20 protein-coding genes are annotated in these 23,958 nt (G+C 72.3%); 13 read left to right on the plus strand and 7 right to left on the minus strand.

Translation table 11 applies throughout. The features are described from left to right. Window positions 1–62 precede the first annotated feature (62 nt). Both ACXVGS_RS00215 and ACXVGS_RS00220 read left to right on the plus strand, forming a co-directional pair. Window positions 63–1,406, plus strand: a complete 1,344-nt coding sequence (locus ACXVGS_RS00215; RefSeq protein ID WP_458536499.1) for a M20/M25/M40 family metallo-hydrolase — start codon at window positions 63–65, stop codon at window positions 1,404–1,406. Window positions 1,407–1,538: 132 nt separating this feature from the next. Beyond that, window positions 1,539–2,624 carry a hypothetical protein gene (locus ACXVGS_RS00220; RefSeq protein ID WP_458534253.1) on the plus strand — a complete coding sequence of 362 codons (1,086 nt, stop codon included), beginning with the start codon at window positions 1,539–1,541 and terminating at the stop codon, window positions 2,622–2,624. Window positions 2,625–2,728: 104 nt separating this feature from the next. On the opposite strand, the gene ACXVGS_RS00225 is transcribed toward ACXVGS_RS00220, so the two are convergent. Next, entirely contained in the window at window positions 2,729–2,923 is a 195-nt protein-coding gene (locus tag ACXVGS_RS00225) for a DUF5703 family protein (protein WP_331114678.1), read from the minus strand. 29 nt (window positions 2,924–2,952) lie between these two features. On the opposite strand from ACXVGS_RS00225, the gene ACXVGS_RS00230 reads away from it, so the two are divergent. Then, window positions 2,953–3,279: a primosomal protein gene (locus ACXVGS_RS00230; protein ID WP_141788191.1), complete on the plus strand. Its 327-nt coding sequence runs from the start codon at window positions 2,953–2,955 to the stop codon at window positions 3,277–3,279. A gap of 10 nt (window positions 3,280–3,289) precedes the next feature. Here the strand turns inward: ACXVGS_RS00230 and ACXVGS_RS00235 are convergent, their stop codons facing one another. Further along, entirely contained in the window at window positions 3,290–4,228 is a 939-nt protein-coding gene (locus ACXVGS_RS00235) for an aldo/keto reductase (protein ID WP_458527891.1), read from the minus strand. 63 nt (window positions 4,229–4,291) lie between these two features. Here ACXVGS_RS00235 and ACXVGS_RS00240 point away from each other — a divergent pair, with 63 nt between their 5' ends. Further along, window positions 4,292–5,356, plus strand: coding sequence for an LLM class F420-dependent oxidoreductase (locus ACXVGS_RS00240; protein ID WP_458527890.1), 1,065 nt, complete (start codon window positions 4,292–4,294; stop codon window positions 5,354–5,356). Window positions 5,357–5,383: 27 nt separating this feature from the next. Beyond that, window positions 5,384–6,238 (plus strand): undecaprenyl-diphosphate phosphatase, encoded by an 855-nt coding sequence (locus tag ACXVGS_RS00245; RefSeq protein WP_458527889.1) that lies wholly within the window; start codon window positions 5,384–5,386, stop codon window positions 6,236–6,238. Between the two features lie 116 nt (window positions 6,239–6,354). Here ACXVGS_RS00245 and corA read toward each other — a convergent pair whose 3' ends face one another. Next, window positions 6,355–7,329, minus strand: coding sequence for a magnesium/cobalt transporter CorA (gene corA / locus ACXVGS_RS00250; protein WP_458527888.1), 975 nt, complete (start codon window positions 7,327–7,329; stop codon window positions 6,355–6,357). A 58-nt stretch (window positions 7,330–7,387) separates the two neighbouring features. Here corA and ACXVGS_RS00255 point away from each other — a divergent pair, with 58 nt between their 5' ends. From ACXVGS_RS00255 to mshC, 4 genes are read left to right on the plus strand one after another with little or no spacing between them, the layout of a single operon-like run. Then, entirely contained in the window at window positions 7,388–8,125 is a 738-nt protein-coding gene (locus tag ACXVGS_RS00255) for an MSMEG_4193 family putative phosphomutase (RefSeq protein WP_458527887.1), read from the plus strand. 9 nt (window positions 8,126–8,134) lie between these two features. Then, complete coding sequence (locus ACXVGS_RS00260; protein WP_458527886.1) at window positions 8,135–8,689, plus strand: DUF3090 domain-containing protein; 555 nt, start codon at window positions 8,135–8,137, stop codon at window positions 8,687–8,689. A 44-nt stretch (window positions 8,690–8,733) separates the two neighbouring features. Further along, window positions 8,734–9,534, plus strand: coding sequence for an SCO1664 family protein (locus ACXVGS_RS00265; protein WP_458527885.1), 801 nt, complete (start codon window positions 8,734–8,736; stop codon window positions 9,532–9,534). 22 nt (window positions 9,535–9,556) lie between these two features. Beyond that, window positions 9,557–10,816, plus strand: coding sequence for a cysteine--1-D-myo-inosityl 2-amino-2-deoxy-alpha-D-glucopyranoside ligase (gene mshC, locus ACXVGS_RS00270; RefSeq protein ID WP_458527884.1), 1,260 nt, complete (start codon window positions 9,557–9,559; stop codon window positions 10,814–10,816). A 64-nt stretch (window positions 10,817–10,880) separates the two neighbouring features. Here mshC and ACXVGS_RS00275 read toward each other — a convergent pair whose 3' ends face one another. Continuing rightward, window positions 10,881–14,003, minus strand: a complete 3,123-nt coding sequence (locus ACXVGS_RS00275; protein ID WP_458536500.1) for a M4 family metallopeptidase — start codon at window positions 14,001–14,003, stop codon at window positions 10,881–10,883. Window positions 14,004–14,171: 168 nt separating this feature from the next. Continuing rightward, window positions 14,172–15,026, minus strand: coding sequence for a PAC2 family protein (locus ACXVGS_RS00280; RefSeq protein WP_458527882.1), 855 nt, complete (start codon window positions 15,024–15,026; stop codon window positions 14,172–14,174). 150 nt (window positions 15,027–15,176) lie between these two features. On the opposite strand from ACXVGS_RS00280, the gene metH reads away from it, so the two are divergent. Both metH and ACXVGS_RS00290 read left to right on the plus strand, forming a co-directional pair. Next, a complete protein-coding gene (metH, locus tag ACXVGS_RS00285) occupies window positions 15,177–18,728 on the plus strand; it encodes a methionine synthase (RefSeq protein WP_458536501.1) in 3,552 nt (1,183 codons plus the stop codon). After that, the gene (locus ACXVGS_RS00290) at window positions 18,725–19,396 is read left to right on the plus strand and encodes an HAD family hydrolase (RefSeq protein WP_458534256.1); all 672 of its coding nucleotides are present in this window, start codon (window positions 18,725–18,727) and stop codon (window positions 19,394–19,396) included. The genes metH and ACXVGS_RS00290 overlap by 4 nt, the downstream gene beginning before the upstream one ends. Before the next feature lie 282 nt (window positions 19,397–19,678). Here the strand turns inward: ACXVGS_RS00290 and ACXVGS_RS00295 are convergent, their stop codons facing one another. Next, a complete protein-coding gene (locus tag ACXVGS_RS00295) occupies window positions 19,679–20,596 on the minus strand; it encodes a hypothetical protein (RefSeq protein WP_458527879.1) in 918 nt (305 codons plus the stop codon). Window positions 20,597–20,753: 157 nt separating this feature from the next. Next, the gene (locus tag ACXVGS_RS00300; protein ID WP_458527878.1) at window positions 20,754–21,599 is read right to left on the minus strand and encodes a RecB family exonuclease; all 846 of its coding nucleotides are present in this window, start codon (window positions 21,597–21,599) and stop codon (window positions 20,754–20,756) included. 126 nt (window positions 21,600–21,725) lie between these two features. Here ACXVGS_RS00300 and ACXVGS_RS00305 point away from each other — a divergent pair, with 126 nt between their 5' ends. Continuing rightward, a complete protein-coding gene (locus tag ACXVGS_RS00305; RefSeq protein ID WP_458532823.1) occupies window positions 21,726–22,892 on the plus strand; it encodes a site-2 protease family protein in 1,167 nt (388 codons plus the stop codon). An 11-nt stretch (window positions 22,893–22,903) separates the two neighbouring features. After that, window positions 22,904–23,905 (plus strand): tRNA (adenine-N1)-methyltransferase, encoded by a 1,002-nt coding sequence (locus ACXVGS_RS00310; RefSeq protein ID WP_458527876.1) that lies wholly within the window; start codon window positions 22,904–22,906, stop codon window positions 23,903–23,905. Window positions 23,906–23,958 lie beyond the last annotated feature (53 nt).

A 23,958-nucleotide genomic window follows, 5' to 3' on the forward strand; every position in this document is an offset into this window, starting at 1 on the left:
GATAGCACGCAACGAGGGGCATCTCCGAACCCGCCACCCGGCCCCCGAATAGGGTGGAGCCCATGACCTCCAACGATGCTCGCGCCACGTCCGTCGCCCCCGAGGACGAGGTCGTGCGGATCTGCCAGGACCTCATCCGCATCGACTCGACCAACTACGGCGACGGCAGCAGGCCGGGGGAGCGCAAGGCCGCCGAGTACGTCATGGGCCAGCTCACCGAGGTCGGCCTGGACCCCCTGTACGTCGAGAGCGAGCCGGGGCGGGCCAGCGTCCTGGTGCGGGTCGAGGGGCGGGACTCCTCCCGTCCGGGCCTGGCCGTCCACGGCCACCTCGACGTGGTCCCGGCCAACGCCGAGGACTGGCAGGTGGACCCCTTCTCCGCCGAGGTCCGCGACGGCTGCCTCTGGGGTCGCGGGGCGGTCGACATGAAGGACATGGACGCGATGGTGCTGGCCAACCTGCGCCACCTCGCCCGCACCGGCACCCGGCCGCCGCGGGACCTGGTGTTCGCCTTCTTCGCCGACGAGGAGGCCGGTGGGGTCAAGGGCAGCCACTGGGTCGTCGACCACCACCCGGAGGTCTTCGAGGGCGTCTCCGAGGCGATCAGCGAGGTCGGCGGCTACAGCGTCACCTTCCCGGCGAAGGGCACCGGCCAGCCGACCCGCGCCTACCTGCTGCAGACCGCCGAGAAGGGCATCGCCTGGCTGCGGCTGCGCGCGCACGGCCGCGCCGGCCACGGGTCGGTGCCCAACGGCGAGAACGCCGTCGTGCGGCTGGCGCAGGCCATCGCCCGGATCGACGCGCATGTCTGGCCGCGGGAGTACATCGCCTCGGTCCGCGCCCTGCTCGACGGCCTCAGCGAGCTCACCGGCACGCCGTATGACGACCGGTCGCCTGAGGAACTGCTCGTCCACCTCGGCGGGGCCCGGGGCTTCGTCCAGGGCACGCTGCAGGACACGGCGAACTTCACCATGCTCGACGGGGGCTACAAGCACAACGTCATCCCGCAGGGCGCCACGGCCTCGCTGGACTGCCGCTTCCTGCCCGGCCACGAGGACGACCTGATGTCGGTCATCCGCGAGCTTGCCGGCGAGCACGTCGAGGTGGAGGTCGTGCACCGGGACATCGCCCTGGACGCGCCGTTCGAGGGGGCGCTGGTCGACCGGATGAAGCGGGCGCTGCTCGCCGAGGACCCGGGCGCGGCGATCCTGCCGTACTGCCTCTCGGGCGGGACGGACAACAAGGCCCTGAGCCGTCTGGGCGTCACCGGCTACGGGTTCGCGCCGCTGCGGCTGCCGGCCGACCTCGACTTCGCCCCGATGTTCCACGGCATCGACGAGCGCGTGCCGCTGGACTCGCTGCGCTTCGGGGCGCGGGTGCTGCAGCGGCTGCTGGCCGACTGCTGAGTCGTCACTGCGTGTAGCGGCCCCCGTCACCCTGTGGGGTACGTCACCTGACGTACCCACCCCTCGTTGACCCCAGCACCGGACGTCCGCGCACAGTGCGCGGCCAACGCAGGGAAATGGGGGATGGACACGATGAATGGTCGTCTCAACAACACGATGCTCCGCGGCGCCGCGGCAGTGGTCCTGGCGGGTGGGTCGGCACTCGCCCTGGCGGGAGGTGCCCAGGCGGACGGGCTGCCGCTGCCGTTGCCGTCGGCACCGGCCCTGCCGGCACCATCGCTACCGGCAACCGCCCCGTCCTCGTCGACGACGCTGTTGCCGGTCAAGGTCGACCTCAACCTGCCCATCCTCAAGCAGGCACCCACGCCGCCCGCCTCTCCGCTGCCGCCGGTGAGCGCGGCGCCGGCGCCCGCCCCGCTCGTGGACGGGCTCAAGCAGGCCAGCGTCGGGGTCAAGGGCGCGCTCGATCAGGTGGGTCAGGCGACCGCGGGCACGCCGCTGTCGGTCCTCAACACCAGCGGCGCTGCGGCCAAGCTGGCGGCGGTGGCCGTCGACGCCGACCCGCTGACCACGGCCTGTGTCCAGGCCACCGGCACCGGCACGGCCCTGGCCAACGTCGACCTGACCGCCCTCGGCGCCGACGTGGGCACCCCCCTGCAGCAGACGCTTCCGGGCGTCGTGAACGCGTGCCCGGCCGGCACGGGCGCAGGCTCCGGCACGGGCAACGGCGCCGGCACCCCCGGGACCGGCTCCGACACGGTGGCCACCGCTGGTGCCACGGCCGGCAGCCTCGTGGGGGCCTGCGCCCGGCTGACCACCTCGGTGGTCCCCGTCGAGAGCACGGTGGTGGTGCTCGACCAGGACCTGATCACCTCGCTGACCAACGCGGGCCTGCCGCTCGACCAGCTGATCGTGCCGTGCCCCACGGACAGCAACGGCGGTGGCAACGGCGGTGGCAACGGTGGCGGGTCCGGCGGTGGCACGGGTGGGACCGGCGGTGACAACGGTGGCTCCGGCGGCGCGTCCGGCAGCACCGGCACGGGCACCGGCGGCTTCAGCTCGGCCGCCAGCGACGTCCCCTCGCTGGGGGGCAGCCTGCCCTTCACCGGCACGCAGGTCTCGCTCTTCCTGATGCTGGCCTCGGCCCTGCTTGCCTCGGGCGCGACGCTGGTCGCCCGGGCCCGCCGCGCCGCCACGACGGCGGTGCGACTGGTCTGACCCCCGCAGCGCTTGACGCCACCGGGTGGCCCCCGTGGGGGAGGGCCACCCGGTGCGCCGTGCCAGGGCACCGGTGGGGGCCGGCTCCCGACCGGCCGTGGGGTCTAGGCGGTGCGCTGGGCCCGGATGATGCGACGGCGCAACCACGCCCGGCGCGCGCCGCCGAGGTAGAGCCGCATCCGGGACAGCTCCCAGTGGCCGTACTCGGCGTGCTCGGTGATGACACGGCGGACGTCCCCGCGGGACATGTCGCGGGGGAAGCTCAGGACGCGCCACTCGTACTCGACCACCCTGCCCATTCTGGCCCAGAACCCGATACCTTCAAGGCATGACCGCCGATCCGCGCGCCGCCCTTGCCACGTTCGTGGCCGCCCTCGAGCGCCATCTGGAGGCCTCCGCCTCGCGGCGGGGTGAGAATGACCCGACGGTGGTCGCGGCCTACCAGGACCTGGCGGACGCCTTCGACGACTACGACGACGCCCTCCTCGACGCCTACGGCGAGGTGACCCCCCTGGAGATCTACAGCGGGCCCTTCGATGACGAGGACCTCGACGAGGACGACGACGAGCTCGACGACCACGACGACGAGGACGGCGACGGCGGGGTCTACCTCGGCCTGGACGACTCCGACTACGAGGAGACGCCGGCGCGCTGAGCCGGCCGGCTCAGGACGACACGTCGTCCAGCGCCTGGACGAGCTCCGGCGGCAGCGACAACGACTCGCTGGCCAGGGCCGTGCGCAGCTGCTGCAGCGTGCGCGCCCCGACGACCGGCGCCACGACCCCGGGCCGGTCGCGCACCCACGCCAGGGCCACCTCGGCCGGTGACACCTCCAGCCCGCGCGCCGCGATGACCAGGGCGTCAACCACCTGGGCGGTCCGTTCGCCGAGGAACCGGCTGGTGAAGCCGGGGTAGTCGCGTGAGGCCGCCCGCGAGTCCGCCGGTATGCCGTGGCGGTACTTGCCGGTCAGCACGCCCCGGGCCAGCGGGGACCACGGCAGGAGGCCGAGGCCCAGCGCCTCGGCGGCCGGACCCACCTCCTCCTCGACCCTGCGGCTCAGCAGGGAGTACTCGACCTCGTTGGCCACCAACGGGATCGAGCGTGCGGACATCAGCGTGGCCGCGCGGGCGCTCTGCCACCCGGAGTAGTTGGAGACGCCCACGTAGCGGGCGCGACCGCTGGTCACGGCCCACTCCAGTGCCGACAGCGTCTCCTCGAGCGGGGTGTCCGCGCTCCAGGCGTGGACCAGCCACAGGTCGACGTAGTGGGTGCCGAGTCGTTCCAGCGACGTGTCCAGCTGGTTCATGAGGGCCCGGCGGGAGGTGTCCACGACCCGTTCGCCCGAGCGCCGGGAGATGCCCGCCTTGGTGCAGATCGCGAGGTCCTCGCGCTCGACCAGGTCGCCCAGGAAGCTGCCGAGGGCCTGCTCACTGAGCCCATCGGCATACCCGTGGGCGGTGTCGACGAGGTCGCCACCGGCGTCGAGGAACGCCGCCAGCTGGTCGCGTGCCTCGTCGGGGGCCGTCTCGCGGCCCCACGTCATCGTGCCGAGCGCCAGGCGCGACACCGACAACCCCGACCGGCCCATCCTCCTGTGGTGCATGTCTCGGACTGTATCCACGCCGCCCCCTCCCCACGGTGGAGCCCCGCCGATAGCCTCCCGGCCATGAAACTCGGTCTGAACCTTGGCTACTGGGGCGCCGGCAACGACGCCGACAACATCGCACTCGCCAAGGAGGCGGACCGGCTGGGCTACTCGGTGGCCTGGGTGGCGGAGGCCTACGGCTCGGACACCCCCACGGTGCTGGCCTGGGTAGGGGCCCAGACCGAGCGGATCGACCTCGGTGCCGCGGTGATGCAGATCCCGGCGCGCACGCCGGCGATGACCGCGATGACGGCCGCGACGCTGGACACCCTCTCCGGTGGCCGGTTCCGGCTCGGCCTGGGTGTGTCCGGCCCCCAGGTGAGCGAGGGGTGGCACGGCGTGCGCTTCGACGCCCCACTGGGGCGGACGCGCGAGTACGTCGACATCGTCCGGATGGCCCTGCGGCGCGAGACGGTGCGCTACGACGGCAAGCACTACACGCTGCCGCTGCCGGACGGGCCCGGCAAGGCCCTGAAGCTGACCGTGCACCCGGTCCGTGAGCAGATCCCGGTCTACCTCGCGGCGGTCGGGCCGAAGAACCTCGAGCTGGCCGGCGAGATCGCCGACGGCTGGCTGGCGATCTTCTTCAGCCCGGAGAACGCCAAGGAGCTGCTCGAGCCGCTGCGCGCCGGCGCGGCGAAGGCGGGCAAGGGCACCGAGGCCGACCCGCTGGCCGGCTACGACATCGTGCCCACCGTGCCGGTGGTGCTCGGCGACGACCTCGAGGCGGCCGCGGAGCCGCTGCGGCACTACACGGCGCTGTACATCGGCGGCATGGGCTCGCGGGAGAAGAACTTCTACAACCAGCTCGCCGTGCGGATGGGCTACGAGGAGGCGGCCGCGAAGGTGCAGGACCTGTACCTCGCGCGGCAGCACCGGGACGCCGCGGCGGCGGTGCCGCTCGAGCTGATCGACCGGACCGCGTTGATCGGCCCGCGTGACCGGGTCAGGGATCGCCTCGTACGCTACGCCGAGGCCGGCGTGTCGACCCTGACGATCTCGCCGTTCGCCGGCTCCCTCCAGGAGCGGGTGCACGTGGTGCGAACCATGGCCGAGCTCATCGGCGAGACCGGCCTCGCCGAGTAGACCACCGACCGACGCGAAAGTGGCCCCGTGGAGCACCTGACCTACCTCGACTCGCTCGTCCTCGGCATCGTGGAGGGGCTCACCGAGTTCCTCCCGGTGTCCTCGACCGGGCACCTGACCATCGCCGAGAAGATGCTCGGCCTCAACGTGGACGACAAGGCCGTCACGGCCTACACGGCGATCATCCAGATGGGCGCGATCCTGGCGACGTTCCTCTACTTCGCCAAGGACATCGCCCGGCTGCTCGGCGCGTGGTTCGGCGGGCTGCGCAACCCGCGCATGCGCGACGACCACGACTACCGGCTGGCCTGGGCCGTCATCGTCGGCTCGCTGCCGGTGGGCATCGTGGGCTTCTTCGCGAAGGACCTCATCACCGGTGCGCTGCGCAGCCTGTGGGTCGTCGCCGCGGCCCTGATCCTGTGGAGCGGTGTCATGTTCGTGGCCGAGGTGCGCAACAAGGAGCTCGCGCGCCAGGGCTACCACCGCGGCGAGGGGTCGATCACGATGCGCGACGGCGTCATCATCGGCATCGTGCAGTGCTTCGCCCTCATCCCGGGCGTCTCCCGCTCCGGTGCGACGATCTCGGCGGGCCTGCTGCGCGGCATCGACCGCGTCACGGCCACCCGGCTGTCCTTCTTCATGGCCATCCCGGCGCTGACCGCGGCGGGCCTGTTCGAGCTCAAGGACGTCGACCCCAAGGTGGTCGGCATCGGGCAGCTCGTCGTCGGCATCGTCGTCTCGTTCGTCGTGGCCTACGCCTCGATCGCCTGGCTGCTGCGCTACGTCTCGGGTCACCGGATCACGACGTTCGTCTGGTACCGCATCTTCCTCGGCGCCGCGCTGATCGTGATCCTGGCGGCGGGGTTGCTCAGCGCCACCTGAGCCGACCCGGCCCTTGGCCCCACCCGCGCTTGACGCATGAAACGGCCCGTTCCGGCGCCGTATCGGGGCTCGGAACGAGCCGTTTCATGCGTCCGGTGGTGGCTGTCCCTGAGTGCTCAGAGCCAGCCGGAGCGGCGGAACGCGCGGTACAGCCCGAGGCAGGCCACGGCCATGACGCCGAGCACGATGAAATAGCTGTAGCGGTAGTGCAGCTCGGGCATGTTGTCGAAGTTCATGCCGTAGATGCCGGCGATCATCGTGGGCACCGCGGCCATGGCGACCCAGGCCGAGATGCGCCGCATGTCGTCGTTCTGCTGGACCGAGATCTGGGCCAGGTGGGCGTTGAGCACGTCGGTGAGCAGCCGGTCGTAGGTCTCCGCGTGGTCGTTGACCCGCAGCAGGTGGTCGGAGATGTCGCGGAAGAAGGGCCGGGCCTCGTCCTTCATCCCGGGCAGCTCCTCGTCCTCGGCCAGACGACGTAGCGGCTCGGCCAGCGGCACGCTGGCGCGCTTGAACTCCAGCACCTCGCGCTTGAGGTTGTAGATGCTCGGGGCGTGCACCTCGCGGGAGCCGGAGAACACCTGGCGCTCGATCCGGTCGAGGTCCTCCTCGAGCTCGGTGTCGATGACCGTGTAGTTGTCGACGATCGAGTCGATCACCGAGTAGGCCACCGCCAGCGGTCCGTGCTCGAGGTGCTCGGGGGAGTGCTCCAGCCCGGACCGGACCCGGGCCAGCGGGTTGGCCTCGCCGCGCCGGACGGTGACCACGAACTGGTCGCCCACGAAGAGCATGACCTCACCGGTCTCGATGTCGGAGGTGGCCTCGACGTAGCGCAGGGTCTTCAGCACGATGAACAGTGACCCGTCGTAGACCTCGAGCTTGGGGCGCTGGTTGCCCTTGACGGCGTCCTCGACGGCGAGGGGGTGCAGCTGCAGCTCGTCGTTGACGAGGGCGAACTCGGCGTCGGTGGGGTCTTTCAGGCCGATCCAGATGAAGCCCTCGCCACGCCGTCGCAACAGCTCGAGCTCGTCGCTGAGGTCTCCACAGTGCATGCGTTTGCCGTCCCGGTAGACGGCCTGGTCCACGATCACGAGGCAATGTCACCACGCTTTGGGCACCGAGGCGAACACCCGGCATACAGTGGCGTGCGTGCCGATCTGCCTCCTCGTCCGCCACGGGCGCACCACTGCCAACGCGAGCGGGACCCTGGCCGGCTGGACGCCGGGGGTGGGGCTGGACGACGTCGGGAGGCAGCAGGCCCGCGACCTGGCCCTTCGGCTGCGCGAGATGCCGGTCGTGCGGCTGGTCAGCAGCCCGTTGCAGCGCTGCCAGGAGACCGCCAAGGAGCTGCTCGAGGTCATGGACGGGGTGGCCCTGGACGTCGAGGACGCCTTGGGTGAATGCCGTTACGGGGCGTGGACCGGGAGCCGGCTGCAGGACCTGGCCAAGGAGCCGCTGTGGCGGGTGGTCCAGGACCAGCCCAGCGCGGCGCGCTTCCCCGACGGCGAGGACTTCCCGGGGGAGTCCATCGCCCAGATGCAGCACCGCGCCGTGGAGGCCGTGCGCGCCGTGGACGCCGCAGTGGAGCGGGCGCACGGCCCGGATGCGTTGTGGCTGCTGGTGTCCCACGGTGACGTGATCAAGTCGGTCCTCGCCGATGCCGCCGGCACGCACCTGGACCACTTCCAGCGGATCGTCGTGGACCCGGCTTCGCTGTCGGTGGTGCGCTACACCGCGCGGCGCCCGTTCGTCCTGCGGGTCAACGACGCAGGCGCCGACCTGCGCTCGATCGTCCCGCCCCCGCGGCCGGAGAGCGCCGGCGACGAGGCACGGCCCGACACGACGGGAGACGCCGCCGTCGGCGGTGGCGCGGGCGGCGCGGACTAGGCTCGAGCCATGCCGGTGATCGACTTCGACCCGCCCGACCGCTTCGTCGCGGGCACCGTGGGCCCGCCCGGGCAGCGCACCTTCTTCCTCCAGGCCAGCTCGGGGCGTCGCCTCGTCAGCGTCTCGCTGGAGAAGCAGCAGGTGAGCCTGCTCGCCGACCGCATCAACGACCTGCTCGACGACTTCGCCGGGGGCACGGCGACCGAGGCCGTCGCGGCCGAGGTCGAGGACAACGCCCCGCTGGACACCCCGATCGAGGACGAGTTCCGCGTCGGCAGCATGAGCCTGGCCTGGGACGCCGGGCGCGAGGTCGTCATCCTCGAGTGCCACGACAACGACGAGCCGGTCGAGGTCGACGAGGAGGGGGACATCGTCGCGCCTCCGGGCCCGGAGGGCGAGGAGCCGACCATGCTGCGGGTCGCGATCGCGCCCGCCGCAGCTCGTGCGTTCGCCCGCCGGTGCGCCTCCCTGGTCGCGGCCGGCCGCCCGCCGTGCCCGTTCTGTGGTGGTCCGCTCGACCTGACCGGACACATCTGCCCGCGCGCGAACGGCTACAAGCGCTGAGCGCTGAGCTGACGCCACCGAGCACCGCGGACGAGGTGTCCGCGGTGCTCGAGCTGCTCACCCTCGGCGAGATCGAGGTGCAGGGCCGGCTCGTCGACGCCTCCAACCTCGCGCTGCTCACGACCGTCGAGCACGCGGGCCGCACGGCGCACGCGATGTACAAGCCCGTCCGCGGCGAGCGGCCCCTGTGGGACTTCCCCGAGGGGACGCTCGCCGGCCGCGAGACGGCCGCCTGGGTGGTCTCCGAGGCCGGCGGCTGGGGAGTCGTCCCGCCCACGGTCCTGCGCGAGGGGCCGCTGGGGCCGGGGTCGGTGCAGCTGTGGATCGGCCCGACGGAGGAGGACACCGACCTGTCGGCGCAGGAGGCCCTCATCGACGTCGTCCCGAGGTCGCAGGTGCGCCCGGGGTGGCTGCCGGTGTTCGAGGGCGAGTCGCACCGGGGCGAGCCCGTGGTCGTGGTGCACGCCGACCGTCCGGACCTGGCCAGCACTGCCGTCCTGGACGCGGTCATCAACAACGCCGACCGCAAGGGCTCGCACCTGCGGCTGGAGGCCGGGAGCCTCTGGGGCTTCGACCACGGCGTCAGCTTCAACGTCGAGCCCAAGCTGCGCACCGTGCTGTGGGGGTGGATGGGCCAGCCGCTGCCCGAGCGCGACCTGGAGCGGCTGGGGCGCCTGTCGGCCGGGCTGGCCGACGACTCGTCCGCGGTGCGGACCGCCCTTGCGGCGCTGCTCACGGTCGAGGAGGTCGAGGCGCTGCGGTCACGGGTGAGCCGCCTCCTCGGGCGGGGCCGCTTCCCCCGCCCCGGTGGCGGTTGGCCGGCCGTCCCGTGGCCACCGCTGTGAGGCCGCCGGTTAGGCTTCGCGGGTGATCTCCTGGCCGATGCCCTCCCTGCCCGCGATCCCCGGCACGGGCCTGCCCGTGCGCGTGTTCGACACCGCTGCGGGCGTGGTGCGTCCGCTGACACCCGGGCCGGTGGCGCGGATGTACGTCTGCGGCATCACGCCCTACGACGCGACCCACATCGGTCACGCGGCAACCTACGTCACCTTCGACCTGCTCGGCCGGGCGCTGCGGGACGCGGGGCACCAGGTCGTCTACGTGCAGAACGTCACGGACATCGACGAGCCGCTGCTGGAGCGCGCCGGGCGTGACGGGGTCGACTGGCGCGAGCTGGCAGAGCAGGAGACCGCGCTGTTCCGCGAGGACCTCACCGCCCTGGCCGTCATCCCCCCGGACCACTTCGTCGGTGCGGTGGAGAGCATCCCCGCCGTGGTCGAGTCGGTGAGCAAGCTGCTCGTCGACGGCGTGGCATACCGCGTGCCGGTGCCCGACGGCGAGGGCGAGCCGGGGGCGAGCGACGTCTACTTCGACCTGTCCACCCAGCCCGGCTTCGGCCAGGTGTCGTCCTGGGACCGCGAGCAGATGATGGCCGTCTTCGCCGACCGGGGTGGCGACCCCGACCGGACGGGCAAGCGCGACGCCCTCGACCCGCTGCTGTGGCGGGCCGCCCGAGCAGGTGAGCCGTCCTGGGAGGGCGGCGACCTCGGTGACGGTCGCCCGGGCTGGCACATCGAGTGCACCACGATCGCCCTCGAGCACCTCGGCATGAGCTTCGACGTGCAGGGTGGCGGCACCGACCTGGTGTTCCCGCACCACGAGATGTCGGCCGTGCAGGCCAGCGGGCTCACCGGCACCGAGCCGTTCGCGCGCGCCTACGTGCACCAGGCGATGGTCGGGCTGCACGGCGAGAAGATGAGCAAGTCGCGCGGCAACCTGGTGTTCGTCTCCGCGCTGCGGGCCGAGGGCGTCGACCCGATGGCCATCCGGCTCGCCCTGGTCGCGCACCACTACCGCACCGAGTGGGAGTGGTCCGACGAGGTGCTGGTCGCGGCGCAGGAGCGGTTGGCCACGTGGCGCGAGGCGTTGTCCGTCAACGCCGGCCCCGACGCGACGGCGACCATCGAGCGCCTCCGCGAGTGCCTCGCCGACGACCTCGACGGCCCCGGCGCCGTGGCTGCGGTCGACCGGTGGGCCAAGGAGTCGCTGTCCCGCGGGGGCGACGACCCGGCCGCGCCCGGCCTCGTGGCGCGCGCCCTCGACGCCCTCCTCGGCATCCGCGTCTGACGCGGGACGCACCCTCCACACGACGAAGGCCCCGCGGTCACCGCGGGGCCTTCGCCGTGCCGGGTCAGCTGACGTGGATGGTCACGTTGGAACTGGTCGCCCCGGCGTGGTCGGAGTCGGCGTTCTTGACCACGCGCAGGACGTAGGCCGCGCGGGCCGTGGGCTTCCAGGGCAACGCGTAGGTGCTCGAGGACGAGAGCAGCCTGCTGGTGACCGTGGTCCACCGGCCGTTGCCGAGGTAGCGCTGGAGGTAGACGTACTGGCCCTTGTGGCTGGGGGACACCGTGCCGGACAGGGTCACCGTGCCGCCGAGCCGGAACGACGTGGAGCTGGCCTTCACCGAGACCAGGGGCGCCACGTAGACCGTGCTCGCTGACCAGGTGTGGGCGTAGGGCGAGTTGTCGTTGAACCTCACCAGGTAGTCCTCGTTCCGCGTGGGGCGCAGGCCGGTGAACGAGTAGTTGCCGTGGTGGCTCGTGGTGGCCACCCTGACGGGCGAGCCCCACGAGGAGGTGCCGTGGGCGCGCTGGTAGAGCAGCACGGGGGCGCCGTTGATCCAGCTCGTCGTCCCCGCCACGGTGAGCGCGCCCGACACGGTTGCCGTGTGGCCGTAGGCCACGGTGAAGGGCTTGGGCACGGAAAGGGCTGTGGCGTTGCAGGTGTAGAGCTTGACGTCGTCGACGTACCAGCCGTAGCTGCCCAGCGAGTAGCCGGAGGCACCGATCGCGAACCGCAGGCGCACGGACTTGCCGGCCAGGCTGCCGAGGTTCAGACGGGTCGCCGTGTAGCCGGCACTCGTGCCGACGAACGCCTCATGGCCCTGCAGGGCACTGGTGGAGGCGTCCACGGGGCCGGTGTAGCCGTTGGCCTCCATCAGCGGTCCGGCGTCGACCCACCCGCTCTCGCTGGTGAGGCTCGCATTGGGGTTCGTGGTGTACTCCACGCGTCCGCCGTCGTCGGTGTAGTGGTTGCCCGTGGGGTTGCCGTAGTCGTCGTACTCGTCGTACTCGTCGAACGCATAGGAGTGGGCGAACCACAGGTAGGTGTTGACCGTGGGCACGAACGCGTCACTCGACGACCCGTAGCGCAGGGTGGCGGTCGTCAGCATCGGGGTATAGATCGTGTTGCCCGCGGAGTCCAGGCGAGTCTGGCCCTTCGGGTCGTCGCCCCACATGTTGCCCCGGCCCTGGTGGGGGTAGATCCCGTAGTCCGGGGGAGACGTGAACCAGTTGCGCTCAGCCGCCGCCGGCGACGTGGACGCGGTGCGCCACTTGCCGGCGCTGGTCGTCGGGTCCTCGAAGTCGTCGGACCACGTGACCTTCGGCTGGCCGCCGTTGACGCACATGGCGGCTGCGGGTCGGGCGGCAGCGCCGGGGACGACCGGGGCCAGGGACATCTGGGTGGCCGCGACGGCTTGCTGGACGGCGGTGCAGTCGACGGGGTTGAAGACCCGCCCTCGCACGGTGCCCACCGACACCAGCGCGGTGCAGGCCTGGGGCAGCAGGTTGGCCAGGTCGGCGTAGGTGGCCGACATCGGCAGCATGCGCTGCACCGTGTAGTAGAGGTTGGCGACCTTCTCCAGCACCTCGTCGCGGTGGACGCCGGTCTTGGTGACGTCCAGCCCGGCGTCGTCGGTCATCCCGGTAAAGGTGTGGCCGTTGAACACGTTGCCGGACTCCAGATGGGTGCCCTCGGCGATGAGGTAGGCGGCCTTGTTGCCGACGCCACTGTTCTCGTGGACACCGCCGGCATCGACGACGCCGTCCCCCGTGGCGCCGGAGAACCAGTACCTGCTGGTCATCGAGTCGGGCTGCGGCCCCTGCGCGGACGGGTTCGGCACGTGCACGAAGGTCGGGTCCTGCATGTTCCGCAGGTCGCGCATCTTGCGGGAGTCGTCGGGGACGTCCTGGCCGATCATCCAGCGGTCGGCCGGCGCCACCGAGCCCTCGAGCTGGTCGATGAGCTCGCCCATGACGTCGGACAGCGACTCGTTGATGGCCCCGGACTGGTAGTAGTACAGCAGGCCCGAGGTGTACTGGGTGACTCCGTGCGTCAGCTCGTGCCCGACGATATCCAGCGCGACGGGAAGACCCTGGCCGTAGACCATCTGGGCCCCGCTCCAGAACGCGTTGTCATAGAGGCAGTTCTGGCCCTTGGTGGGGCCGGCGCCGACGGGGCAGTAGCCGACCGAGGAGACGATCGGCATGCCGGCGCCGTCGACGCTGTCGCGACCGAGCACCTGGCGGTAGAAGTCGTAGGTCTTGCCCGCGTTGACGAAGGCGTCGTCGACGTCCTTGTTGGTGCTGGTGTTCGTCGACTCGGTCCGGACGTAGTCCGCGGGCTGGCAGGGGGCCTCCTCCGCGTCCTTGGCGGCGTCGGGCGTCAGGGCGTCGTCGCAGACGGCCCGGTCCTCGGCCTGGTCGACCTCGCTGAAATGCAGGGTGACGATGCCGCGGATGGCGTCGACCAGCACCAGCTCACGGACGCCGGGGCGCCCCGCGGCCGTGACCTCGGTGCGCCAGACCAGCGCCTGCGTGCGTGGACCGGGCGTTCCGAGCAGGCTTGAGTCGTAGACCGCCAGCACCGGCGCAGAGGCCCGGACGTCGGACAGCGGGAGGTGCAGGCGCCGCGCCTGGCTGGACGTCGCGGTGTTCGCCGCCGCGGCCGAGCTGACCCGTGGCGTGGTGTCCACGGACGTGTCCGAGGTGCTCGCCGCGTAGGCGGTCAGCTGGTGGCTGCGGTCCAGCGAGACGGTGACCTCGCCGCCGAAGACCGGCAGCCCACCGGAGGTCTGCTGGTAGTGGACGGTGCTGCCCCAGGGCTGGTCGAGGACCTCGGGGGAGCGCACCGCCTGCTCGGCGACGCCGGTCAGCGGGGCGAGGTGGCGCAGGTATGCGCGGGCCGCCGCGTCCGCGGAGCCCGTCGCCGGCACGTCGGAGGGACGCGTGACCACGCGCGCCTTCCCGGCGCCGACGAAGGTGACCCGTCCGCTGCGCTGGTCGTGCGCGATACGGGCCTGTCCACGGGTGCGCGAGAGGAGCTCGCGCACGAGGGCGGACCGGTCGCCCCCGCTGCTCGCCCGGGCGGCCGGGGTGGCCGATGCCAGGCCGGCTCCGGGCAGCAGCGTCAGTGCGGCGGCGACGATGGTGACAACGGTGGTGGAGCGGGTTGGACGGCGCCGGGCCACGTGGCATTTCCCCCTGTTTGGTGCGGTTGGGACGATGGTGGCAGATGGTGTGTGCCACAGGGGGGTGATTTCGGACGTTTCACAGGGTCCGGCGCCTCCCGACGCACGGACCAGAGCGGAGGCCAGGGGCAGGCGTCGGCCCGCGACGAGGTCCGGCGCCGGCAGGGCTCAGCCGGCCGGGGGCTCGTCCCCTCGCCGGCGCAGGTAGCGCTCGAACTCGCGGGCGATGGCCTCACCGGAGGCCTCGGGCAGCTCGGCGGTGTCCTGGGCCTGCTCCAGGGACTGGACGTACTCCGCGACCTCGTCGTCGGACTCGGCGAGCTCGTCGACACCGTGCTCCCAGGCCCGGGCCTGGTCGGACAGGTCACCGTGGGGGAGCGTGGTGTCGAGCAGCTCCTCGATCCGGGAGACCAGGCCGAGCGTGGCCTTGGGGGAGGGGGTGCCGCCGGCGTAGTGCGGCACCGCGGCCCACACGGACAGTGAGGGCAGCCCGGCCTGGGTCGCGGCGTCGGCGAGGACGCCCACGATGCCGGTCGGACCTTCGTACTTGCTCGGCTCGAGGTCGAAGCGGTGGATGACGTCCTCGTGGTCGGAGGTCACCGTGATCGGGATCGGCCGGGTGTGCGGCACGTCCGCCAGCAGCGCGCCAACCGTGATGAAGGTGCCGACACCCATCTGCTGGGCGAACTCGAGCAGCTCGATGGTGAAGCTGCGCCAGCGCGTCGACGGCTCGATGCCCTGGACGAGGATCACGTCGCGGTCCATCGAGGTCGACGTCGCCAGGAGGATGCGGGTGGTCGGCCAGCTGATCCGGCGTTGGCCGTCCTCCAGGACCACGCGGGGCCGGTTGACCTGGAAGTCGTAGTAGTCCTCGGGGTCGATCGCGGCGACCGGCTCGGCGTTCCAGACCTCGGCGAGGTGCTCGATGGCAGCCGTCGCGGCCTCGCCGGCGTCGTTCCAGCCCTCGAACGCGGCGATCATGACCGGGTCGCGCAGCTCCGGGACGTCCTCGAGCTCGATCACCGGTGGCCTCCTGTCGGTGCGCCTGCACCTGGTCGTGGCGTGCGCCACACGCAGTGTGTGGTCTGACCAGACTACGGAATGCCCAACCGGCGGGCATGCGCCCCGCCGATAGACTCGGGGCCGGTTCCCCGAGTGCGAAGGTCCACCACATTGAGCAGCCGCTCCGACCTCTTCCGCAAGGCCCTCTCCGAGCGCGTCCTCGTCGCCGACGGCGCCATGGGCACGATGCTCCAGGCCGCCGACCCGAGCCTCGAGGACTTCGAGGGCCACGAGGGGTGCAACGAGGTCCTCAACGTCACCCGCCCCGACATCGTGCGCAGCGTCCACGACGCCTACCTCGAGGTCGGTGTCGACGCGGTCGAGACCAACACCTTCGGCGCCAACCTGGGCAACCTCGGCGAGTACGACATCCAGGACCGCATCTACGAGCTGGCCGAGGCCGGCGCGCGGATCGCGGCCCAGGCTGTCGCCGCGTGGTCGACGCCCGAGCACCCGCGCTTCGCCATCGGCTCGGTGGGGCCGGGCACCAAGCTGCCCTCCCTGGGCCACGTCCCCTTCGCGACGCTGCGCGATGCGTATGCCGAGCAGGCACGCGGGCTCGTCGACGGCGGCGCTGACGTCATCCTCATCGAGACCAGTCAGGACCTCTTGCAGGCCAAGGCCGCGGTCATCGGCGCCAGGCGGGCGCTCAAGGCCGCCGGCGAGGACCTGCCGGTCATCGTGCAGGTCACCGTCGAGACGACCGGCACGATGCTCATGGGCTCCGAGATCGGCGCGGCCCTGACCGCCCTCGAGCCGTTGGGGATCGACGCGATCGGCCTGAACTGCGCCACCGGCCCGGCCGAGATGAGCGAGCACCTGCGCCACCTGGCCAAGCACGCCCGCATCCCCGTCACCTGCATGCCCAACGCGGGCCTGCCGATGCTCACCAAGGAGGGCGCGGCATACCCGCTCACGCCCCAGGAGCTCGCGGCGGCGCACGAGCAGTTCACCGCCGAGTTCGGCCTGTCCCTGGTGGGCGGCTGTTGCGGCACGACGCCGGCGCACCTCGAACAGGTCGTCAAGGCCGTCGGCGGGCAGCCGCTCGCCCCGCGCCGCCCGCGCCCGGAGCCGGGCGTGGCCTCGCTCTACCAGGCGGTCCCGTTCCGCCAGGACGCGTCGTTCCTGTCCATCGGTGAGCGCACGAACGCCAATGGTTCCAAGGCTTTCCGCGAGGCCATGCTCGACCAGCGCTGGGACGAGTGCGTCGAGATCGCCCGGGAGCAGACCCGCGACGGCGCGCACCTGCTCGACGTCTGCGTGGACTACGTCGGGCGCGACGGCGTCGACGACATGCGCTCGGTGGTCAGCCGGCTGGCGACCTCCTCGACGCTGCCGCTGGTGCTCGACTCCACCGAGCCGGCAGTCGTCGAGGCCGGTCTCGAGCTGCTCGGCGGTCGCGCGGTCGTCAACTCGGTCAACTACGAGGACGGCGACGGCGAGGGCTCCCGGTTCCGCCGGATCATGCCGGTGGTGCGCGAGCACGGCGCCGCGGTCGTCGCCCTGACCATCGACGAGGACGGGCAGGCCCGCACCCGCGAGCACAAGGTGGCCGTGGCCACCCGGCTGATCGAGGCGCTCACGGGGGAGTGGGGGATGCAGGTCAGCGACATCGTCGTCGACACCCTCACCTTCCCGATCGCCACCGGTCAGGAGGAGACCCGCCGCGACGCGGTCGAGACGATCGAGGCCATTCGCGAGATCAAGCGGCGCTACCCCGACGTGCAGACGACCCTCGGCGTCTCCAACGTCTCCTTCGGCCTGAAGCCCGCCGCGCGGGTGGTGCTCAACTCCGTGTTCCTGCACGAGTGCGTCAAGGCCGGCCTGGACTCGGCGATCGTGCACGCCGCCAAGATCATCCCGGTGGCGCGCATCCCCGAGGACCAGCGCGAGGTCGCCCTCGACCTGGTCCACGACCGGCGTCGCTGGGCGGGGGAGCCCGGCCAGAGCGAGCTGCTCTACGACCCGCTGGCGCGGCTGCTGGAGCTGTTCGAGGGCGTGGACTCCGCCTCCCTCAAGGCCTCCCGGGCCGACGCGCTGGCTGCGCTGCCGCTGGAGAAGCGCCTGGAGCAGCGGATCGTCGACGGCGAGCGGCAGGGCCTTGAGACCGACCTGCAGGCGGCCCTCGACAAGGGGCTGACCGCCCTCGACGTCATCAACGACAACCTTCTCGCCGGCATGCGCACGGTCGGTGAGCTGTTCGGCAAGGGCGAGATGCAGCTGCCGTTCGTGCTGCAGTCCGCCGAGGTGATGAAGGCCGCCGTGGCCTGGCTGGAGCCGCACATCGAGGGCTCCGCCGATGGTGGCCGGGAGGCCAAGGCCCGCATCGTGCTGGCGACGGTCAAGGGCGACGTCCACGACATCGGCAAGAACCTCGTCGACATCATCCTGAGCAACAACGGCTTCGACGTGGTCAACATCGGCATCAAGCAGCCGGTCTCGGAGATCATCCGGGCCGCCGAGGAGCACGACGCCGACGCGATCGGCATGAGCGGCCTGCTCGTGAAGTCCACCGTGGTCATGAAGGAGAACCTCGAGGAGCTCAACTCCCGCGGCCTGGCGGCGCGCTGGCCGGTGCTCCTCGGCGGGGCGGCCCTGACTCGCGCCTACGTCGAGAACGACCTCGCCGAGGTCTACGAGGGCCAGGTCCGCTACGCCCGCGACGCCTTCGAGGGGCTGCGCCTGATGGACGCCGTCGCGGCAGCCAAGACCAACCCGGAGCTGTCCGTGGAGGACACGCTGCCGGAGCTGCGCAAGCGCCGGGTGCGCCAGGTGGCTACACCGGAGAGCGACGACGCGGCCCTGGCCGACACCACGCGCTCGGACGTGGCGACCGACAACAGCATCCCCACGCCGCCCTTCTGGGGCACGCGGGTCGTCAAGGGGATCGCGCTGGCCGACTACGCGGCATACCTCGACGAGCGCGCGACCTTCCTGGGCCAATGGGGCCTGAAGGGCTCGCGCGGCGAGAGCGGGCAGTCGTATGACGAGCTGGTCGAGACCGAGGGCCGGCCGCGGCTGCGCATGTGGCTGGACCGCGTCAAGACCGACAACCTGCTCGAGGCGGCCGTGGTCTACGGCTACTTCCCCTGCTACAGCGAGGGCAACGAGCTCGTCGTCCTGCACCACGAGGGCGAGCTCGAGGGGCAGGAGCGCGCGCGGTTCCGCTTCCCGCGCCAGCGGCGCGACCGGCGGCTGTGCCTGGCCGACTTCTTCCGCAGCAAGGAGGCGTGGGAGGCCGACGGGCAGCCGGACGTCATCGCCTTCCACCTGGTCACCATGGGCGCCAGGGTGGCGGAGGCGACCGCAGAGCTGTTCTCGCGCAACGCCTACCGCGACTACCTCGAGCTGCACGGCCTGTCGGTGCAGCTGACCGAGGCGCTGGCGGAGATGTGGCACGCGCGGGTGCGTGAGGAGCTCGGCTTCGGCACCGAGGACGACCCGGACCTGGGCGGGATCCTGCGCCAGGCCTACCGTGGGTCCCGCTACTCCTTCGGCTACCCGGCCTGCCCGGACCTCGAGGACCGGGCCACGCTCGTGGAGCTGCTCGACCCCTCGCGGATCGGCGTGAGCCTGTCCGAGGAGCTGCAGCTGCACCCCGAGCAGTCCACCGACGCGCTCGTCGTCCACCACCCGGAAGCCAAGTACTTCAACGCGACATGAGCCACTCCGCCGCTTCGCCCTACCTGCCCGCCGCCGTCCTCTGGGACATGGACGGCACCCTCGTCGACACCGAGCCCTACTGGATCGCCGAGGAGCACGCGCTCGTCGAGGCCCACGGCGGGGTGTGGACCGACGAGCACGCCCACCAGCTCGTCGGCAACGACCTCATGGTGTCCGCGGAGTACATCCGCGCGCACTCGCCGATCTCGTTGTCGCCGTTGGAGATCATCGAGGAGCTGCTCGCCGGCGTCGTGCGCCGGGTCAAGGAGCACGTGCCCTGGCGCCCTGGGGCACACGAGCTGCTGCACGGCCTGGTCGAGCACGGCGTGCCGTGTGCGCTCGTGACGATGTCGTGGCGTTCCCTGGCCGACGTGTTCGTCGCGTCGCTGCCGGCGGGGACGTTCTCGGCGGTGATCACCGGCGACGAGGTGGCGCACGGCAAGCCGCACCCCGAGCCCTACCGCGCCGCGGCACGGGCCCTGGGCGTCGAGCTCGCCGAGAGCATCGCCATCGAGGACTCGCCGACCGGAGTGGCCTCGGCCGTGGCCGCCGGGGTGCGCACCATCGCCGTGCCGCACGTCGTGCCGGTGCCGATCCATCGCGGCGCGGTGCAGCTGCCGTCCCTGCGGGGCCTCACCCCGCCGGACCTCACCCGCCTCTTCCTCTGAGGCCCGCACCGGGGAGCGGACCGGCATACCCGCGCGTCGGTTCACCCTGCGGCAGCAGTGGCCGCCCCCGCGCCGGGACCGGCGGTCGGCACCCTGAGGCAGGCTGCCGACCCTTCCTGTGGCCGTCGGCCCGGATGCGGCCCGGCATCCCTGAGCCGTACGCGGGGTTCGACGACCAGAAGCGAGGCCCCTGAGATAACGGGCCCGGTGCGAGAAGGAGTAGCCCCTGCCCGGGGCAGGGGAGCCGGGCTCCAGGGACAGACGCCGAGGAGCGCAGGCCGCCTACTCGGTGGAGACCGGTATGCCACGTCGCAGCTGCTCCAGCCGCGACGGCAGGGGTTGCCAGTCGGGCGTTCCGGCGAAGTCGACGTTGAGCTCGTCGACGGCCCGCTCGTAGGCCCGGCGCAGCCCGCGGCTCTGCAGTGGCATCCCGGCCGGCCGTGGCACCGACCGACCGGTGGAGGTCTCGACGTGGTTGCCCCGGACCGACACCCAGAGCGCCGCCATCGTGCCCTCGAGACGGCCGACGATCAGCTCGCGTTCGTCCAGCCAGCGCCGCAGGGCCACGCGGGTCCCGGCGGTCAGGGCCACCTGGTCCAGTGCCGGCTCGTTGACCCGCAGGGCCTGTGGTCGCCGGTGGAACCGCACCGAGGACAGGTCCGGGGCCAGGTCGTCCACACGCATCGCGCACAGCTCGCCGGCGCGGGCGCCGGTGTCCAGGACCACGCCCACCATCGCCAGCAGGCGGACCCGGCCGGGCGTCGTGCGCGGGTCCCTGGAGATGGAGTCAAGGTGCGCCCACACCCGCTGTTGCTGCCGCTCGGGCACGGTGTCCTTCAGGACCGGCGGCACGGGCCGGGCCAGGTCCGGCAGCTTGAGGCGCAGTTCCTCCGCCAGCAGGGCCAGACAGTCCAGGCGCACGCGCTCGGAGGCAGGGGAGGGTGTGGTCCGCCGGTAGGGCGCCACCCGCAGGGCGCCCTCGCGGGCCAGCGTCAGGTAGCGCTGCAGGGCCGTCGCGGTGAACAGGGACAGCACGTCCGGGGGGAGGTCCCCGAAGTCCTCGTGCTCGAGGGCGCGGCGCAGCTCACCGACGACCCACCTCACCTGGCGGGAGCGGGAGGCGCTCGTGGCCCCCCGGGTGGAGATCTGCTCCGCAGCAGCATCGAGGCGGCCGACCAGGCGGTCTGCGGGGGAAGTCATGCCCATAACGGTAGCCAGATAACGGGCCCGAGGCGAGCACACCTCGCCGGGTCGCCCGACCGGGGCAGACCACATCAGCCTGGACGGCAGGCTCCGCCCCGAGGAGGGTGGACGGCACGGTCCGCCGCACCTCGACTGGATGCGTCGGGCCGTGCCGTCACTCCTCGGTGGGGCTGACCGCCGCTGACGCGCGCGGGTCGAGGGCGAGCACGGTCGCACCCTCGGGCAGCGGCGGGGGAGTGCCACCCCACGCCGGGCACAGCTGGCGGTGCTCGCACCAGTCGCACAGCCGCGACTTGTTGGGCCGCCAGTCACCGGTCGACGCCGCACGCTCGATGGCCTGCCACAGCGCCTTGAGCTTGCGCTCGGTGGCGAGCAGGTCGGTCTCGTCGGGGGAGTAGCGCACGATCTCGGAGTTGCCCAGGTAGACCAGCTGCAGCAGTCGCGGCACCTCGCCCCGCAGCCGCCACAGGACCAGGGCGTAGAACTTCATCTGGAACAGCGCCTTGGCCTCGAACAGCTCGGAGGGCGAGCGGCCCGTCTTGTAGTCGACCACGCGGACCTCCCCGGTCGGCGCGACGTCCAGCCGGTCGACGTAGCCGCGCAGGGTGAGCCCGTCGAGCTCGGTCTCGACGTAGAGCTCGCGCTCGGCCGGCTCCAGGCGCGTCGGGTCCTCCAGGGTGAACCACCGCTCGATGAGGGCCACCGACTCCTCGAACCACGCCGCGAGCGCATCGGGCGAGGTCCCGTCCACCAGCGAGGCCAGGTCGGGCTCGGCCTCGACGAGTGCTTCCCACTGCGGGGCGACCAGGCCGGCGGCGGCGGCCAGGGTCCGCTCGGGGGCGGGCAGGTCGAAGAGCCGCTCCAGCACCGAGTGGACCAGCGTGCCGCGCGCCGCGGCCGCGCTCGGCGGCTCGGGCAGCTTGTCGATGACCCGGAAGCGGTAGAGCAACGGGCACTGCATGAAGTCCGAGGCGCGGCTCGGGGACAACGCGGCAACCATGCGGTGCACTGTAGGGCGCACGGCCGACAACCCGGCGACAGCCCGGCGGACGCGCGCACCTCAGCTCACAGGTGGGCCACAGCCATCCCTGACCCCGACGGTCACCGGCTGACGTAGGGTCGCTGCATGACGACCGACGGCGCCGCGCCGCCCCAGCGCGCCCCCGGCCTGCGCATCGCGACCCTCGCCGGCATCCCCGTCTACATCGGCCGCACCTGGCCGATCATCGCCGTCGTCATCCTTGTGCTCTACGGCCCGTCCCTGCAGGCCTCGCGGCCCGACCTGGGCTCGGGCGCCTACCTCGTCGCCGCGGCCTTCGCCCTCCTGCTCCTGGTGTCGGTGCTGGCCCACGAGGCCGCCCACGCCCTGGTCGCCCGGGCCTTCGGCTACCGCGTCAGCCGCGTGGTGGCCGATCTGTGGGGCGGCCACACGGCATACGAGTCGGCGGGCAAGACCCCCGGGGCCAGCGCCCTGGTCGCCGTCGTCGGCCCGGCCACCAACGGGGTGCTGGCCGTCATCGCCTGGCAGCTGAGCCACCTCGTCGCCGGCGGTGGCGTCGCGCACATCCTGCTTGGGGCGACGGCCTGGACCAACGCCTTCGTCGCCCTGTTCAACGTGCTGCCCGGGCTGCCCCTGGACGGCGGGTTCATCGTGGACGCCCTCGTCTGGAAGCTCACCGGACGCCGCGAGGCCGGGCTCACGGCTGCCGGGTGGTGCGGCCGGGTCCTGACCGTCCTCGCCTTCGTCGGGTTCGTCGTGGTCTGGCCGGCGGTGCAGAACCGCCCGGTCGACATCGTGGACCTGGTCTGGGGCGGCATGATCAGCGCGTTCCTGTGGGCCGGGGCGACGCAGGCCGTGCGCGCCGGACGCACCCGGGGACGCCTCAACGGCGTCATGGTCGACACCGTATGGCGCCGGGTCACCACCCTGCCGGTGTCCGCCACCGCGCAGGACGCCTACGCCCTGCGCACCAGCGAGCTGGGGGGCGCCGCGGTGGTCATCGTGGACCCGACCGGCGCCGAGCTCGGGCTGGTCGACGACGACGCGCTGCGCGGCATACCGGAGCCACTGCTGGCGAGCACGCCTGTCTCCGCAGTGATGCGGGCCCAGCCGCGCGGCTGGGTCGCCCTGGCCTCGCCGTCCGAGCCGGTCACGACCATCGCCGAGACGATGCAGCAGCTCGGCGTCGACGCGGTGCCGGTGCGCGTGGCTCCGGGGGCGCCGCTGGCGGGCATCGTCCTGGCCGGCGACCTCGAGGACGCCCTGTCACGAAGGCCGTCGCGGCGCACCTAGACTTGCCCGCCATGAGCACCTCGCCTGACACCCTGGACGACAGCCCCACCGGGGCGCACACCCGCCGAGGGGCGTTCGGTGAGGGGGAGCGGGTGCAGCTGACCGACCCCAAGGGCCGCCTGCACACCATCACCCTCGGTGCCGGCAAGGAGTTCCACACCCACCGCGGCCGGCTGGCCCACGACGACCTCATCGGCGCGCCCGACGGCTCGGTCGTGAAGAACACCGCCGGGGTGGAGTACCTCGCGCTGCGCCCGCTGCTGTCCGACTACGTGCTGTCCATGCCGCGCGGCGCGGCCGTGGTCTACCCCAAGGACGCCGGCCAGATCGTGGCCATGGCCGACATCTTCCCCGGCGCCCGCGTCGTGGAGGCCGGCGTGGGCTCCGGCGCGCTGAGCATGTCGCTGCTGCGGGCCGTGGGCGACCAGGGCTCCCTGCACTCCTTCGAGCGGCGTGAGGACTTCGCCGACATCGCCCGCGGCAACGTGGAGGCGTTCTTCGGCGGCCCGCATCCGGCGTGGACCCTGTCGGTCGGCGACCTCGTCGAGACCCTCCCGGGAGCGGTCAAGCCCGGGACCGTGGACCGCGTCGTGCTGGACATGCTCGCGCCGTGGGAGTGCCTGGGCGTCGTCGCCGACGCCCTCGCCCCCGGCGGCGTCCTCATCTGCTACGTCGCCACCGCCACCCAGCTCTCCCGGGTCGCCGAGGCCGCGCGCGACCACGGCGGCTTCACCGAGCCCCAGGCGTGGGAGTCCCTGGTCCGCGGCTGGCACCTGGAGGGCCTCGCGGTGCGTCCCGAGCACCGGATGCACGGCCACACCGGGTTCCTCATCACCACGCGCCGGCTCGCCCCCGGGGTGACCCCGCCGCTGCGCAAGCGCCGCCCCGCAAAGGGGGCCTACGGCGAGGCCGCCACGGAGCAGTGGGAGCCGGAGGACCTCGGCGAGCGGCCCCTGTCGGAGAAGAAGATCCGTCGCGTTCGCCGTTCTGTGACTGAGACGTCCGAGACGTAGGGCCCGATGCGGGCTAGGGTCGTCCTATCGGTCGCGGCAGCGGCCGGGAGTCG

The organism is Oryzihumus sp. (assembly GCF_054325275.1).